This window comes from Clostridium cellulovorans 743B (assembly GCF_000145275.1).
In the GTDB taxonomy this organism is placed as follows: domain Bacteria; phylum Bacillota; class Clostridia; order Clostridiales; family Clostridiaceae; genus Clostridium_K; species Clostridium_K cellulovorans.
This window is the reverse complement of sequence record NC_014393.1, coordinates 1705941-1720411: the sequence shown is the minus strand read 5'-3', so window position 1 is coordinate 1720411 and position 14471 is coordinate 1705941. Positions and strand designations below refer to the sequence as shown.

Here is a 14471-nt window from a genome sequence, read left to right as displayed (position 1 = left end):
CAACATGTTTTGAGTTTCATTATATTTTCATGTGCACTGTACATAAATTAAAACAAAAAAGAGAGTTGTAGTCATAAATTCTCAACGCCATCTCTCTTAAATCAATATAAAAATCTACTTTAATAAAATTTAGTTTTGCCTTCCTTCAATTGCACATAATAAAACAGATGTTGCTATTGCTAATCTTCTATCTAAGATTTTATTTTTGTCTAAGGAAAAATCAATATCTATCTTTTGAATAAAAGGATTAAACTTTTGTCTAAATTCAAAAACCATTTGCCCTTGTAAGGTTCCAATAAAAGCTTGAGGAACTAGATTAGTTAGAAATCTTCTTACAATGGCCAAAGCTGTACTATCTTCTTGTATATTTCCAACTTCATTATCATTACAATCAAGAATTAGCCATTCGTCTTTTAGTATAGACTTTAATCCTTTTCTTTTTAGAGCTCCAATCTTTTCTCCTGTTATACTATCATAAACATCATAAATTGCAGAGATATCTATAACGCTTCTAGCTCTGATAAAAATCAATTCTTCCAGCATATCTTCTCCTGTATAAATCTTTATATCTTCCTTCAATTTAAAACCCTTTTGATTTACGTAAAATTGAAGTTCTCCATCAGGATTGTAGATATGAAAGCTAGCTCCTACAAATCTAAGTACCTTTCTTCTTATCATATATAAATCATAATTATAACGTTGTTGTAACATTAATTTTCCCCCTAATTTAACCTGATTCATCTTAACTTATCGACCTTGGCATTTCACCAAAATATTTTTTAACTACCTCCCTAATGGTACTTATATTTTCCGCATATACTTGTTGTAGTTCGCTTATTTTCTTATTATATTTTTCATCTTTTGTATCGTTAAACCTCTTGTTTAGATACTGATAATAAGCTTTATATGCATCATAATTATATTTTTCTGTACTTATTAATTTATGATAATAGTAATTTGTATTTTCTTCATCCCCTATAGCTTCATGGGTAAAAGCTAAATTAGCTATTACAACTGGATTAATTGGATTAAGCTCCTCAGCCCTTTTAAAACTATCTATTGCTTCCTTAACCATGTTCTCATCGCCCGTTTGTCTATATTGATAATTATAGGAGATTCCCAATTTTAAATATATATCACTATCAACAGGCATAACCCCTCTAGCAATCTTATAAACATTTATAGCGCCAAGGTAAGAGCCAGTATTACTTAGTTTATCTCCAATATAGTAGCAACTACTTACAAAAGAAATATAAAAACTAAAAATTAAAGTAGGCACTGAAATTATTAATTTTATGTTCTTTAGATTTAATATATCAGTAGAATCATTATTAAAAACAAAAATCATTAAAATTAATATAAAAGTTATGCTATAAGCAAAATCAAAATCTAATAAACTATGAAGAAATATAGTTATATATATAGATAAATAGAGATACTTATTCTTATCTTTACTTTTAAATACCACTATTCCACCGAATATTGCCAAGGAAATAAAAAGTATCATCCCTATTATTCCAATATCATATCCAACTTGCAATATAGAATTATGTATATATCTTACATCATACCAAGCACATTGATCTACTACTTGCCTATACTGGAAGGAATTTATTCCAGAACCAAAAGGATTCTTCAAGATATGTTTTGTAGCATCTTGAAAATAATAAATTCTTTGTTGAAATTCTCCAGTATGTAATGAAACTCCTTTTAGTCTTTGAGCAAAATTTGTATTAAATAAAAACATAGCTGGAACACTTAAAGCAACTAAAACAATAGCAGCAATATTTTTATACTTTGCATGGATACTATTCAATACTGGATAAATGATGATAAGAGCTATAGGAAGTATAAATACAACTCCAACTCCACCCTTTTCAATAAGGGCATAAATAATAGCAGCAATAATTAAGTTTAGTATGTTAAGGAATCTTTGCTCTTTTTTCTTCCAGTTAATTATTATCATCAACAATACATATATCCCCAAGTAAAAAAGCGTACTTCTTGATCCAGTAAATAAAACACCTATAATTAAAATGATTTCTATGATATCGCTTAAAAACTTATTTTCTCTAATATTATTAAAATACACTCCTACTAAAAGTAATAAAGCATATGTATTTGCATACCCTATATTACCATCAATTCTATTTGCAAGAACTCCACCTTTTAAGATAGCTCCTTGAATAAAAATATAAAACAATGAACTAAGAGCTAATGCATAGGTGGACCAATTAATTATATTAGCCTTTTCTTCTTTCCCATCTTCTAAAATAATATAAAAAATTACACTACCAACATAAATTGCAAGACCCTGCATTGACTGGGTTAAACTATTTGTAAAAAATAAAGATATAATTGCAAAAACTGAAATAGATAAAAGTATGAAAAAATATTTTTTATTCACTTTTACCTCTTTTATAAACACTAATAAATATATGACACCTATTAAAAGTATCAATGAGTTGGCATAATCCTGAAACAGAAGCTTATATGGTATTAATATTGTTATTAAAATTAATACTAATAGGCTTCGATTTTTTATTAAGCTTTCACCCATAAAATAAAAACCACCTTTCTAGCATTTTCTAAAAACTTAAGTCTATAAGAATTGTATATGTTAATAATACAATAAAAGAGCGGAGATTCCTATATTTCTCACCACTCTTTTATGTTTATTTTGTATATGTAAATTACATTGTTGGCACTTAATCAAAACTCTATATGTAGGAGTTTTATTTTAAACTATCTATTTATTGATATACATATATCCAGTATAATCTACCACTAGAAGATGCTTATCATCTATTACTATAAAGTCTGAAGCATATTCAGTATTAAATCTATATTTTGTAATAAATTGATCCTTTTCTAGTTTCTTTACAGCACCACCATCTAAAATCCAAATTTGTCCTTTTTTATCAATGTCTATTTTAGTTGCTCTACTTAGGCCATTATCTGAACCATATAATTTCGAAGTGGCCTTATCACCTTTTATTGAAACTTTCATAACTCCCCTATTATATGTCCAATTTGAATAGTCATAGCGATAAACAGTTAACCAAATATTATCTTGGTTATCTATTTTAAGCCCACTATAAACAAATGCATAGTCATTAGGCATATCTACTTTATATGTACTTACATTATTATTTTTATCAATTTTTACAAGGCTATAGTTGCTAGGTGAACTTGTCCAGATATTACCCTTGCTATCAGTATCAAAACCTCTTACTTCAGGTATTCCTTTTTCTTTTAAGTTTATTATACTTTCCTTATTATTTTTAAATGTTAATAAATAACTTCCTCCAGCAAACTTCTCATAAAAACTTGTATTATAGTACAATCCAATTACTATGCTTCCATCTTTTTGCAATGCTTCATTGGTATTAAGATATAGGTAAGTTATATTATTTAAGGTTGGGATCTTAACATCATATTCTTTTTTCTCTTTACCATTTTTTAAGTCTATAGATTTTATACTTCCATAAATTCCACTATAATCATAGGTATTATAGTTATAATTAAAGTTGTAACTATAATTATAACCGTAATTAGTGATTACATTATATCCATAGTTATGACCTTGACTGTAATAATAAGCTTTTCCATTTTTTACACCAATATAATTATCATATTTATTTTGTATATTTGTACTAATTGTTTTACTTGTTCCATCGGCGTTAATTTTTACAATCTTTTTAGTTAAATAATTTTTTGTTTCATCACTTGCAACTACTATAATTGAATCCTTATCCTTATCAACATTATGAATATACATACTTTGATAAAGGTAATTTAGATTATAATTTCCAAATCCATAGTTGCCATTATAATTTTGTGTTCCATAGTTGTTATTATAATTTATGATTCCGCCACTTTGATAATTACTTGTAAACTTTCCTTCTGCTTGAACTTGACTCACTAAGAAGTCTATAGGTGCAATTGTTAATAATAAAACATATACTAACAACATACTGAGACTTTTTTTCACATTCATAAAAATTCCTCCTTTAAAATTTTTTATTAATTATATGAATTTCACACCTTTATAGTAGCACAGCATAATTGATATATCTACCAATTATGCTATGTTTTATACTTTGTTTATAGACCTTTATACTTTCTTTATATTTGTTTATGTTTTGTTTATATTCATCTGAGCAGACTATATTCCCTTGTCATTATTTATTTGATATATAAATACCAACAGACTAACTATAAATATTAATTTTTTTGCTATTACGACAAAAAAGCAGCGACTTTTCTTAGCCACTACTTAAATTTAAAAAACTTTATTTTATTTTTTCTCTTTTCTTTGCTATTGAGATACAACTTACCACCATCATTATCGAAACTAAAGCTACTAAAGAAGCCATATCAGCCCAATATCCTGTCTGTGGTAAAAGTGATTTTGAAATTGGACTTTTCGTTATAGTACCACTATTTTGATTATCCGCTTTTATTGTACATTCCTTAAAACCAAAATTTTTCCAAATACTTTATCAACTTCTAAGATTTTTGCTTTGTTATTAATATATTTTAATATTTATGTACCTCCAAATTGTAAATTATTTTGCATCTAATACATCATTTTTCACTATGGTCCACATCTTGCAATTAGCATACTTTTACAAAACAAATGTAGCTAGTAGTGATATTTAAACTTCACTACTAGCTACATCTTACTTAATTTATTTTTCTTTTTCCTCGAAAAATTAAGGTAGTTCCAAAAGCAATCATTAACATCGATACCGTAAACAGTACTGTCATGTCAACAGGAGAACCAGTTTGTGGCAAAACATCTTTCTCGGTTTTTACCTCACCTAAATTATCCCCATTTATTCCGTTAGCTGTAACATCTTTTACTGACGTACTTGGACCTACTATCTTACTTACACCTAATATTGTAGCTTTGTTATTAATATAAGCATATTGTTTCATAGACTCTGCAACTACCAATTGATTTTCATCTACAACGTCAAAGTAATTTAAATCATAAGAATCAAATTTATACCTATCTACAAAGGAATTATTAACAAATTTCTTTGTGGTAGTTCCATCTAAAATCCAAAAATATCCCTCTTCATCAACTGTAATATCTTTCAAATCTGATATTCCTTGATTCTTACCATACAATTGCCCTACAAAGGTATTTCCACTTATTGAGAGCTTAGCAACTGCTGTAAATAATGTCGTTGTTGCAGAATCCCATTTATCAACTTTTGCCCATAGGTTACCTTTGCTATCGTGCATTACTCCACTTATAATTGAATATCCTTCAAGATCTACACTATAAACAGTAACACTATTATTACTATCTACCTTTGCAATCTTTGTATTATCAGATGTTGCCACCCAAGTATTACCTTCATTATCAGAGTAAAGTCCTATTACTTCCTGTATACCTTTATCATATAAATTTATGTTACTTTCTTTATGGTCTTTAACCTTTAACAGACTTTGTTTCATTGTTGGATTATCTATTGTACTGAATGTGTAATTTATAATAATTGAACCTTCACTGTTTAGTAATACACTTCCAAAAGCCACATCCTTAATTCCAGGAATGGCAGGTTTCTGTATATTATATATTTTTTCTTCAGTACCATCATTTAGATTTATCCTGTAAATTTCTCCCAATTCACTTGCATTCCCTATTTTTTTATAGTATGCTTTTCCATTATATACTCCTAGATAGTAGTCTTGCATAAATTTCATATTTGTTTTGACTATAGTGCTTGTTCCATCTTCATTCAAAACAATTAATTCCTTGCCACCATAATTCGGATTATCTCCAAATACTACAATTGCATTATCCATTCTTTGTACATCTTGTACGTAAAAATTTTGAGCATCGTAGTTTAAATTATAATTTTTGACACCGTTCCATTCGTTATTTCCACCAGACAAATTTTCTGCTTTTACTTGGATAGCTATAAAATTCATTGGTAATAACATTAATAATAGCACGTATACCAACATTAAACTTAAATTTCTTTTTAATTTCATTTTACTCCTCCACTCTTCCCATATAACTATAACTTATTTTCTTCAATAACCTCATATTTTCTATTTAAAATTTAAAAAAACTTATAAAAGATTAAGATATAATTTTAAAAATTACCCCTTATATAATTAGGCTTTAATCTATTAATAATATGGTAAAAGCGTAGTGCTTAATAGATTTATCTCTACTCCTTTTATTTTTTCTATTTGTTAATATACATATACCCATTATAATCTGGCACTAAAAGATTATGATAGCCTATTACTATAACCTCTACAGGATATTCTATATTAAAATTATACTTTATAACAAATTCATCCCTTTGTAGTTTCTTTACATAATCCCTATCTAAAATCCAAATTTATCTTTTTTATCTGGTTCTATCTTTTGAATCTTTATTTCTTTATGAATTTCACATATTTATAGTATCAAACTTCAATTAACCTATCTACTAATTATTTAACTTTTTATATTCTCTTTATACTAATTTATACTTTGTTTATAATCTTTTATAATTTATTTATCTTTGAGCTTATTCTAGCTAAAATGCTGCATTTCATTTGTTCTTATTCATCACTATTCTGTCATTAAAATAAACTCATACAAAGATCTAACCCCCGTCCATCTCCACTATTGAACTCTATTTTTTAATAAACACAAAAATAAAAAGCAGAGACATACATCTATCTCCGCTTTTAAAAACATTTTTTCATTACAAATTAACGCTATTCAGCTTTAACTTTTTTTCTTAAGATTAGACCCAAACCTGTTACAATCATTAGTGAAGCTAATGCTATTAAAGAGTTCATATCGATACTTGAACCAGTCTGTGGTAAAATCCCCTTAAAAACATCAGATTCCCCTAATATAAACTTACTAAAATGTGGAGTCTCAAAGGTGAAAGTTTTATTCTGCTGATCATATACTCCACCTAAATTCTCTACTGTTCCAGCTTCTTCATTGTAATTAAATGCTGATAACTTGCTTATATCCGTTCCTTCAAGTTCTTTATCAGTTAAGGTTATAGAAATTTTAGCTTTACTATCATTACTAAATTGATGCATATCCTTTATCTTTTTTCCATCTTTATCGTAAATAGCAATTTCAAACTGGAATACCTTTTTTACGCCTTTACTTGTTGTTAATAAGCTATCCTTATTCAAAATCTCTTTAAAGGATAAATAAGCACCTTCTCCAGCTCCAGTAAAATCAATTGCTTTTATTGGTAGTAATACATCAACACCAGGCGCTTTAAATTGCAATTTTCCTCTACCATCCTTGATAGCTTCAACACCTATTCTTGTCTCTATTACCGATGTATCTGTTAAGTTGGCAAATTCTATTACATTTATTGCATCATCATCAATGTCGCTTTCATGAACTTTAATAAGTACTGATCCATCACTATTTTTGCTTCTTTCAGTTTTAAGATTAACCTTTGTATAAGAAATGTTATCTATCTTTGGTTTTCTATCTTTTGCTGATTCATTATTTATATATATATACGATGTATTCTTTATCACTATAAGATGATAATCATCTATAACACTTATGCTAGTTCTGTTCCAGTCATAAATCTTTTGACCCCAGTCATAAATCATATACTTTGTTACAAACTTATCACTTTCAAGTTTCATTAGTGAGTAAGAATCACTTACCCACATTTGTCCATTATCATCAGTACAAATTGCAACTGGCTCTTGAGAGTTAAAGTATTTTTTCGCTATGAGCCCATTTTCACTTTGTGATATCTTAACTAAATTATTTCCTTGCGTTTGTGTCCATATATTATCTTGTTTATCTATATAAAGCTCATTAAATGGATTTAACTTATCTCCATCAAGCTTTACAGAAAGTTTTTCGATATTATTCTTGGCATCAACCTTCGCTAGTGGAATATCCCCTATACAATCAAGCCAAATATTTTCCTTGCTATCTATTGCAAATCTAGGTATAAACTCTACGCCATTTCCTCTAAGATCTATTAAGCTTTGTTTTCCATCTTTTATTTTTATAAAAAATCCATTACATGTAAATTCACTAATTTGGGTAAAACACTTTAAAACAATAGTCCCACCTTTTGCTACATTTTTTCCTGCTGCAGCACGAACATCTGTTATGCCATAGCCTTCTGGGATTTGAACATCATATATTTTTTGTTCTGCCCCTGTATATAAATCTATTGAGCTAATATTCCCACCATTTGAACCATAATTATAGAAGTATCCTTTTCCACCTTCTGAACATATATATCCATTTTGGAATTTAGTACAACTATTAATATAATCGTCAATATTTGCATAAGCATCTTTAGGGTTATCTTTAACTATTTTAATTGTACCATCTGAATTAACACGAATTATTTTACCATTTGAAAATAAAAACGTTATGTTTCCTTCCCTATATGTAATACAGCTTCCATAATTACCGATATAATCAAATAAATTATTATATTGATAATTTAAACATTGATTGTTCCCATCTACATCACAACTTTCAATCCACCCATTCTCCGTTGCATTAACTTGCTGCGCCAAAAAATTTGTAGGCAACATGGTTATCAGCAAAAGATATGCTAACATTAAACTAAAATTTTTTTTAAGTTTCATCCTCATCTCCACCTTTGTTTTTATAATAACATATAACATGATTTCTCTTGCTTAGAATACCATAAAAGTCTTCACTTCTCCACGATTTAATTTATAGTTTATACTTATTTTATAATTTTTAATATATCTAAGTTATATATGTATTTTTTACTAAAACAAGTAATTTATCTTATATACTTGAAATAGAGTTAAAGTTTTTTATATAATTGGAACTAATGTTATCTTATGTATTTTAACAAAATCTAAAATTAATAAAAAAGCATCCTAGAATAATCCAAAAATTTATTCTAAGATGCTTTTATTTTCAAAGCTATTATTACATATTTACTCCTGAATAAGCTTCTTCTCCATGAAGTGAAACGTCTAAGCCTCTTGTTTCTTCCTCAGAAGTTGCTCTTAAATTCATTACAAAGCTCATAGCCTTAAGTATTAAGAAAGTCATTACTGCTGCATATAAGCCAGTTGCTAAAGTTGAAATTAAGTGAGCTTTTAATAATGAAAAGTTACCATATATTAACCCATCCGCACCAGCTGAATTAATTGCTTTTGATGAGAAAATGGCTGTAGCTATTGAACCCCATATCCCCGCAACACCATGACATCCAAATGCATCTAATGCATCATCGTATCCAAGCTTACGTTTCAACATAGCTATTGCGAAAAAGCTTAATGCTCCTCCAATTAATCCTATAAATATTGCAGACATTGGACTTACAAAACCTGCACCTTGAGTTATTGCAACAAGTCCAGCAATAGCTCCACTTATTGTTCCTAACGCTGTTGGCTTCTTGTGTAAAATCCATTCACAAGCTACCCATGCAACTGCTCCAGCTGCTGCTGAAGTATTGGTTGTAACAAAAGCATTAACCGCTGTATAATTCATAGCAAGAGCACTGCCTGCATTAAAACCAAACCATCCAAACCATAAAAGTCCTCCACCTAATATCGCCATAGGTATGTGATGTGGTTCTGTTCTAGCTTTCTTTCTTTTTCCTACAAATATAGCTGCAACCAACCCAGAAACACCTGAATTTATTTCAACAGGATGTCCACCAGCAAAATCAAGGACTCCTAAATTTTTTAACCATCCGTTTGTTCCCCATACCCAATGAGCAATAGGGTCATATACTAAGGTACTCCATAAAACTATTAAAACTAAAAAAGCTGGAAAATTCATACGTTCTGCCACAGAACCAGAAATAACTGCTGCAGTTATTGCTGCAAACATTAATTGAAATACTACGAATTCCAATTGTGGTATTGTACTTGCATAATCTGCGTTAGGTAATATACCTATGTTATTTAAAAAGATCCAATCAAGTCCGCCTATTATTCCTTTTATATCTGGACCGAAAGCTATTGTATAACCTAATATAATCCATTGTATGGATATAACTACAAGAGCTGCATAACTATGAATCGTTATGCTTAATACATTCTTGCTTTTAACCATACCTCCATAAAATAAAGCCAAACCTGGCACCATCAACATTACTAACGCAGCAGAGAAGATTACAAAACCCATATCTGCACCATTCAACATGTCCATCTTTTTATTCCCCCTTGAATAATTTAAAATTGTAGTTACTGTTAATCTGGTTCATAAGTATAGTTCCAGTAAATTGAGCTCCTATTCATCCTAGAACTGAATAATGATAAAAATCAAAAAAGCGCATTCATTACTAAAGAAGGTACCTATCTTTTAATATAACTTCCTTAGGATTGAAAACGCCGTTGTTTCCTATAATTATTTGTAATTCACCTGAACACCTTTTTAATTATAATTGTATAGTTTCTACATGTCAATATTAATTTATCATATTTTTCGATATTTATATGATAGTTTAATATAAAATTAATTATTACAGTGAATATTTTTAATCTTATGAGCTGTTTAATTGATATTTTATCATTTCGCCACATTTCAGGTGAATATTTAAACTTATTACTTTATATCTTTAATAATCTCATTATTCATATGTTTTTAATACATATATAATTGCAATTTAAATATTTTATAGACTACTAATTAGGAATTATAAGGGGGGATTTTCAAATGTTCTGTAATTTATATAGACATTCCTTTTGTGGAATGCCTATATAAATGTATTCTACAACTAATTTTTCTATTTTACAGACTTACATTTCAAATTTAAATACAAAAACTTAATATAACTTTCAAAATTAAGACTATTTATAAAGTTTCTAGCATAGACACAAGGTTTTATAAATTATGAAGTAACCTTTAATATATACTCCATTAATCACCTTTCTTCTCTGAAATATGATAAACCTAAACTCTTAGGTGGTGCATTTTTTCTAGATTTTCTAGCTGAAATAAATACAAGAATAATCATTGTTGCGATATATGGTACTGCTGCTAAGAAGTATGGAGAAATAAATTCATTTGTTATTCTAAATGCTATTATATCAAGTCCACCAAAGAAAATCGCTCCAAATATAGCCTTTAGAGGATTCCAAGATGCAAATATAACTAACGCTACAGCAATCCACCCTTTTCCCGCAGTTATATTATCTTGCCAAGCAGGAACAGACACTAAAGATAAATATGCCCCACCAAGGCCACATAAAGCTCCACCTAAAGCTATATGAACATACTTATATAACTTAACATTTATACTAGAAGCATCTGCTGCTGCTGGATTTTCACCTACTGCTCTTAAGTTTAAACCCTTTGAAGTCTTGTATAGATATATAGCTAAACCAATAGCAAATAAATACCCTAAGTATACCAATGTACCTTGCTTAAAGAAAATATCACCGATAAAAGGTATATCAGATAATAAAGGAATTTCTTTAATAGCGAAAACTTCTTTAACCTTATCTGGAACCGCTTGACCTACTACATTTTTTCCAAGAAGGCTTGAGAAACCAGCTCCGAATATTGTTAATGTTAGTCCTGTTACCGTTTGATTTGCTCTTAAGGATACAGTTAAGAATGCATAAATCAAAGCTCCTAACATTCCTGCAACCATGGCAGCAACAACTGCAAGAGTTGCACTTTCAGTTTTAAATCCTACTATAAAGCCAGTAACTGCCCCCATGAGCATCATACCTTCAACACCTAAATTTAAGTGTCCAGACTTCTCTGTTATTATCTCACCAAGGGTTGCAAATAACAATGGAGTCGCTGCTACTACTGCTTGAGTTAAAAATGCTATCCAATCCATTATTTTGCTACCTCCTCTTTTAATTGTTGTTTTTTAGTAAATACTAACTTATACCGAGCAAAGAATTCACTTCCTAAAACGAAAAATAAAATAAGTGCTTGTATAACAGATGCAGCTGCATCAGGAATTCCAAAAGCAGTTTGAATATAAGAACCACCTTCAACTAAAGCAGCAAATAAGATTGAAGCAACTACTATCACTGGTCCACTTAAATTTGCAAGCCACGATACAATAATTGCTGTATTTCCAGCATTTCCAGTTACTTGTGTTGATAAGGTTTGAGATACTGCTGATGCTTGAATTACCCCTGCAATACCACAAATAGCTCCACTTAAAAACACTGCAAAAAGTACTGTTTTAGTTATATTTATACCCGCATACTTAGCTGTATTTTCACTTTCTCCTAAAACAGCTATCTCATAACCTTTTTTACTATGCTTCATAAAGAAATAATACGCCACTACTAACCCTACTGCTATTATCCAACCAATGTGAATACCAAAGACTTCTGGAAGTATAGCACTTTTCTCAAAACTAGCGATTTTAGGCATACCCTTTGCAGATGGATCCTTCCAACGCTGGAATTGAAGATATGTTACAAGCTTTAAAGCAACATAATTCATCATAAGTGTCATAATAGTTTCATTTGTATTAAACCTTACCTTCAAAACACCTGTAATTAAAGCCCATAAGCCACCGCAAAGAATACCAGCAAGCATCATGATTGGTATAAGAATTATACTTGGAAGGTTTGAAAAGTTAAGAGCAAAAAATGTTGCCCCTACTGCTCCCATAAGGATTTGTCCTTCTCCTCCAATATTCCAATACTTCATTTTAAAGGCTACACCACAACCCAAAGCTGCAATCAAAATTGGGATTGCTTTTTCTATTGTTTCTCCAATTCTACGTGGTGATCCAAATGCTCCCTTAAACATCGCCGCAAAAACACTAATTGGATTAAAGTTTAAGAAGATTAAGAAGATCGCCGCTAATAGAAGTGCTAATATAATTGCTACAGCTCTTATCTTTAATTCTGTACCTTTTTTTATATCCTCTCTTTTTATAAACCTAATCAATTTTCTTATCCTCCTCTTCTAGCCTTTGACCAACCATCATCAGTCCTAGTTTTTCCTTTGTAGCATCCTCTGCTTTTATAGTTCCACTAACTTCTCCAGCACATATAACCATAATTCTGTCAGCAAGCTCCATTAATACATCTAAATCTTCACCAACAAAAAGTACTGCATTGCCTTTTTTCTTTTCTTCATTAACTAAATCATATATAGTGTAACAAGTATTAACATCAAGCCCTCTAACAGGATAAGCCATTATTAGCACCTTTGGACTAGTACTTAACTCACGGCCTAAAAGTATCTTTTGTATATTACCACCAGAAAGATATCTTATAGGATAACTTATACTTGGAGTTTTTATTTCTAATCTTTTAACTAATTCCTTAGAAAGTTCTACAGCAGGCTTTCTATTTATAAGCATGCCTTTATTCTTGTAGTAGGATTTTAACAGAACATTATCTACCATATCCATGGATGCAACAAGTCCCATTCCTAATCTATCCTCAGGAATAAAACTCATACTTATACCTTTATCTATATAGTACCTAGCATTCTTGTCTGTAATATCTTCATCTTCAAAAAAGATTCTTCCACTTTTACTTTTGATTATTCCTGACACAACTTCGCATAATTCTTTTTGTCCACAACCAGCTATACCAGCTACCCCTAGTATTTCTCCAGCTTTTATATCAAAGGATATATTCTTTAAAACCTCAACCTTTTCATCATTTTCTACTACTAGATTTTTCACACATAACATCGTTTTGCCTGGTTTCATCTCTATTCTTTCTATAGATAAGTCCACTTCTCGCCCAACCATTAAATCAGTCAATTCCTTAGAATTTGTTTCAGCTTTATTTATAGTTTCTATAGTTTTCCCTTTTCTAAGAACAGTGATTTTGTCGCATATACTCATAACTTCGTCCATTTTATGAGTAATAAAAATAACTGCCTTTCCTTGATTTTTTAAGTTTCTCATTATTTCAAAGAGTTTTTCTGTTTCCTGTGGTGTAAATACAGAAGTTGGTTCGTCTAGAATTAACAGCTCTGCACCTCTATATAAAACCTTAAGTACTTCAAGATACTGCTTCTCACCAACAGTCATATCTGCAACGTATTTATCTAAATCAACGGTAATTGAAAACTTTTCTTTTATCTCATTAATCTTTTTTTCTGTATCTTTTTTAGAGCTGAAAAGTCCATGTTTTTGTCCTAATAATATATTTTCTCTTGCTGTAAGAGCATCAACTAATTTAAAGTGTTGATATATCGTCCCAACCCCAGCTTTTATAGCATCTTTAGGAGAAGAAAACTTAGTCTTTACACCTTTTATAAATATTTCTCCCGCATCTGGTGTATATACTCCTGAAAGAATATTAATCAATGTACTCTTACCTGCTCCATTTTCTCCAAGCAAAGCATGAATTTCTCCTGATTCTATAGATAAGTTTACATCATCGCTGGCTACGACATTACCAAATATCTTTTTTATATTTGTCATCTTAATAAAAGCTTGCTTGCTATTCATTATTTCCTCCTGATATGTGCTTATTTTCATCAATAAAGCACCTAAAATTGAATAAGAAGT

9 protein-coding genes are annotated in these 14471 nt (G+C 29.7%); all 9 read right to left on the bottom strand.

Translation table 11 applies throughout. From position 1 onward, the window contains the following. Positions 1–129: 129 nt before the first annotated feature. Positions 130–711: an LURP-one-related/scramblase family protein gene (locus CLOCEL_RS07065; protein ID WP_010075986.1), complete on the bottom strand. Its 582-nt coding sequence runs from the start codon at positions 709–711 to the stop codon at positions 130–132. Between the two features lie 31 nt (positions 712–742). Further along, complete coding sequence (locus CLOCEL_RS07060) at positions 743–2407, bottom strand: O-antigen ligase family protein (protein WP_242655235.1); 1665 nt, start codon at positions 2405–2407, stop codon at positions 743–745. 342 nt (positions 2408–2749) lie between these two features. Further along, the gene (locus CLOCEL_RS07055; RefSeq protein ID WP_010075988.1) at positions 2750–4000 is read right to left on the bottom strand and encodes an NHL repeat-containing protein; all 1251 of its coding nucleotides are present in this window, start codon (positions 3998–4000) and stop codon (positions 2750–2752) included. Between the two features lie 689 nt (positions 4001–4689). Next, positions 4690–6012: an NHL repeat-containing protein gene (locus CLOCEL_RS07050; RefSeq protein ID WP_010075989.1), complete on the bottom strand. Its 1323-nt coding sequence runs from the start codon at positions 6010–6012 to the stop codon at positions 4690–4692. 723 nt (positions 6013–6735) lie between these two features. After that, on the bottom strand, positions 6736–8619 hold the full coding sequence (locus CLOCEL_RS07045; protein WP_010075990.1) for an LPXTG cell wall anchor domain-containing protein: 1884 nt from the start codon (positions 8617–8619) through the stop codon (positions 6736–6738). A 316-nt stretch (positions 8620–8935) separates the two neighbouring features. Continuing rightward, entirely contained in the window at positions 8936–10168 is a 1233-nt protein-coding gene (locus CLOCEL_RS07040) for an ammonium transporter (RefSeq protein WP_010075991.1), read from the bottom strand. Positions 10169–10883: 715 nt separating this feature from the next. Then, entirely contained in the window at positions 10884–11810 is a 927-nt protein-coding gene (locus CLOCEL_RS07035) for an ABC transporter permease (RefSeq protein WP_010075992.1), read from the bottom strand. Then, positions 11810–12886 carry an ABC transporter permease gene (locus CLOCEL_RS07030; protein ID WP_010075993.1) on the bottom strand — a complete coding sequence of 359 codons (1077 nt, stop codon included), beginning with the start codon at positions 12884–12886 and terminating at the stop codon, positions 11810–11812. Before CLOCEL_RS07030 ends, CLOCEL_RS07035 begins: the two co-directional genes overlap by 1 nt. After that, positions 12879–14411, bottom strand: coding sequence for an ABC transporter ATP-binding protein (locus tag CLOCEL_RS07025; protein ID WP_010075994.1), 1533 nt, complete (start codon positions 14409–14411; stop codon positions 12879–12881). The genes CLOCEL_RS07030 and CLOCEL_RS07025 overlap by 8 nt, the downstream gene beginning before the upstream one ends. Between the last annotated feature and the right edge of the window lie 60 nt (positions 14412–14471).

What these genes read in the sequence shown, in the direction of transcription:
- CLOCEL_RS07065 (WP_010075986.1), bottom strand. Translation starts at nt 711, where the DNA reads ATGTTACAACAACGTTATAATTATGATTTATATATGATAAGAAGAAAG.
- CLOCEL_RS07055 (WP_010075988.1), bottom strand. Translation starts at nt 4,000, where the DNA reads ATGAATGTGAAAAAAAGTCTCAGTATGTTGTTAGTATATGTTTTATTA.
- CLOCEL_RS07050 (WP_010075989.1), bottom strand. Translation starts at nt 6,012, where the DNA reads ATGAAATTAAAAAGAAATTTAAGTTTAATGTTGGTATACGTGCTATTA.
- CLOCEL_RS07045 (WP_010075990.1), bottom strand. Translation starts at nt 8,619, where the DNA reads ATGAAACTTAAAAAAAATTTTAGTTTAATGTTAGCATATCTTTTGCTG.
- CLOCEL_RS07040 (WP_010075991.1), bottom strand. Translation starts at nt 10,168, where the DNA reads ATGGACATGTTGAATGGTGCAGATATGGGTTTTGTAATCTTCTCTGCT.
- CLOCEL_RS07035 (WP_010075992.1), bottom strand. Translation starts at nt 11,810, where the DNA reads ATGGATTGGATAGCATTTTTAACTCAAGCAGTAGTAGCAGCGACTCCA.
- CLOCEL_RS07025 (WP_010075994.1), bottom strand. Translation starts at nt 14,411, where the DNA reads ATGAATAGCAAGCAAGCTTTTATTAAGATGACAAATATAAAAAAGATA.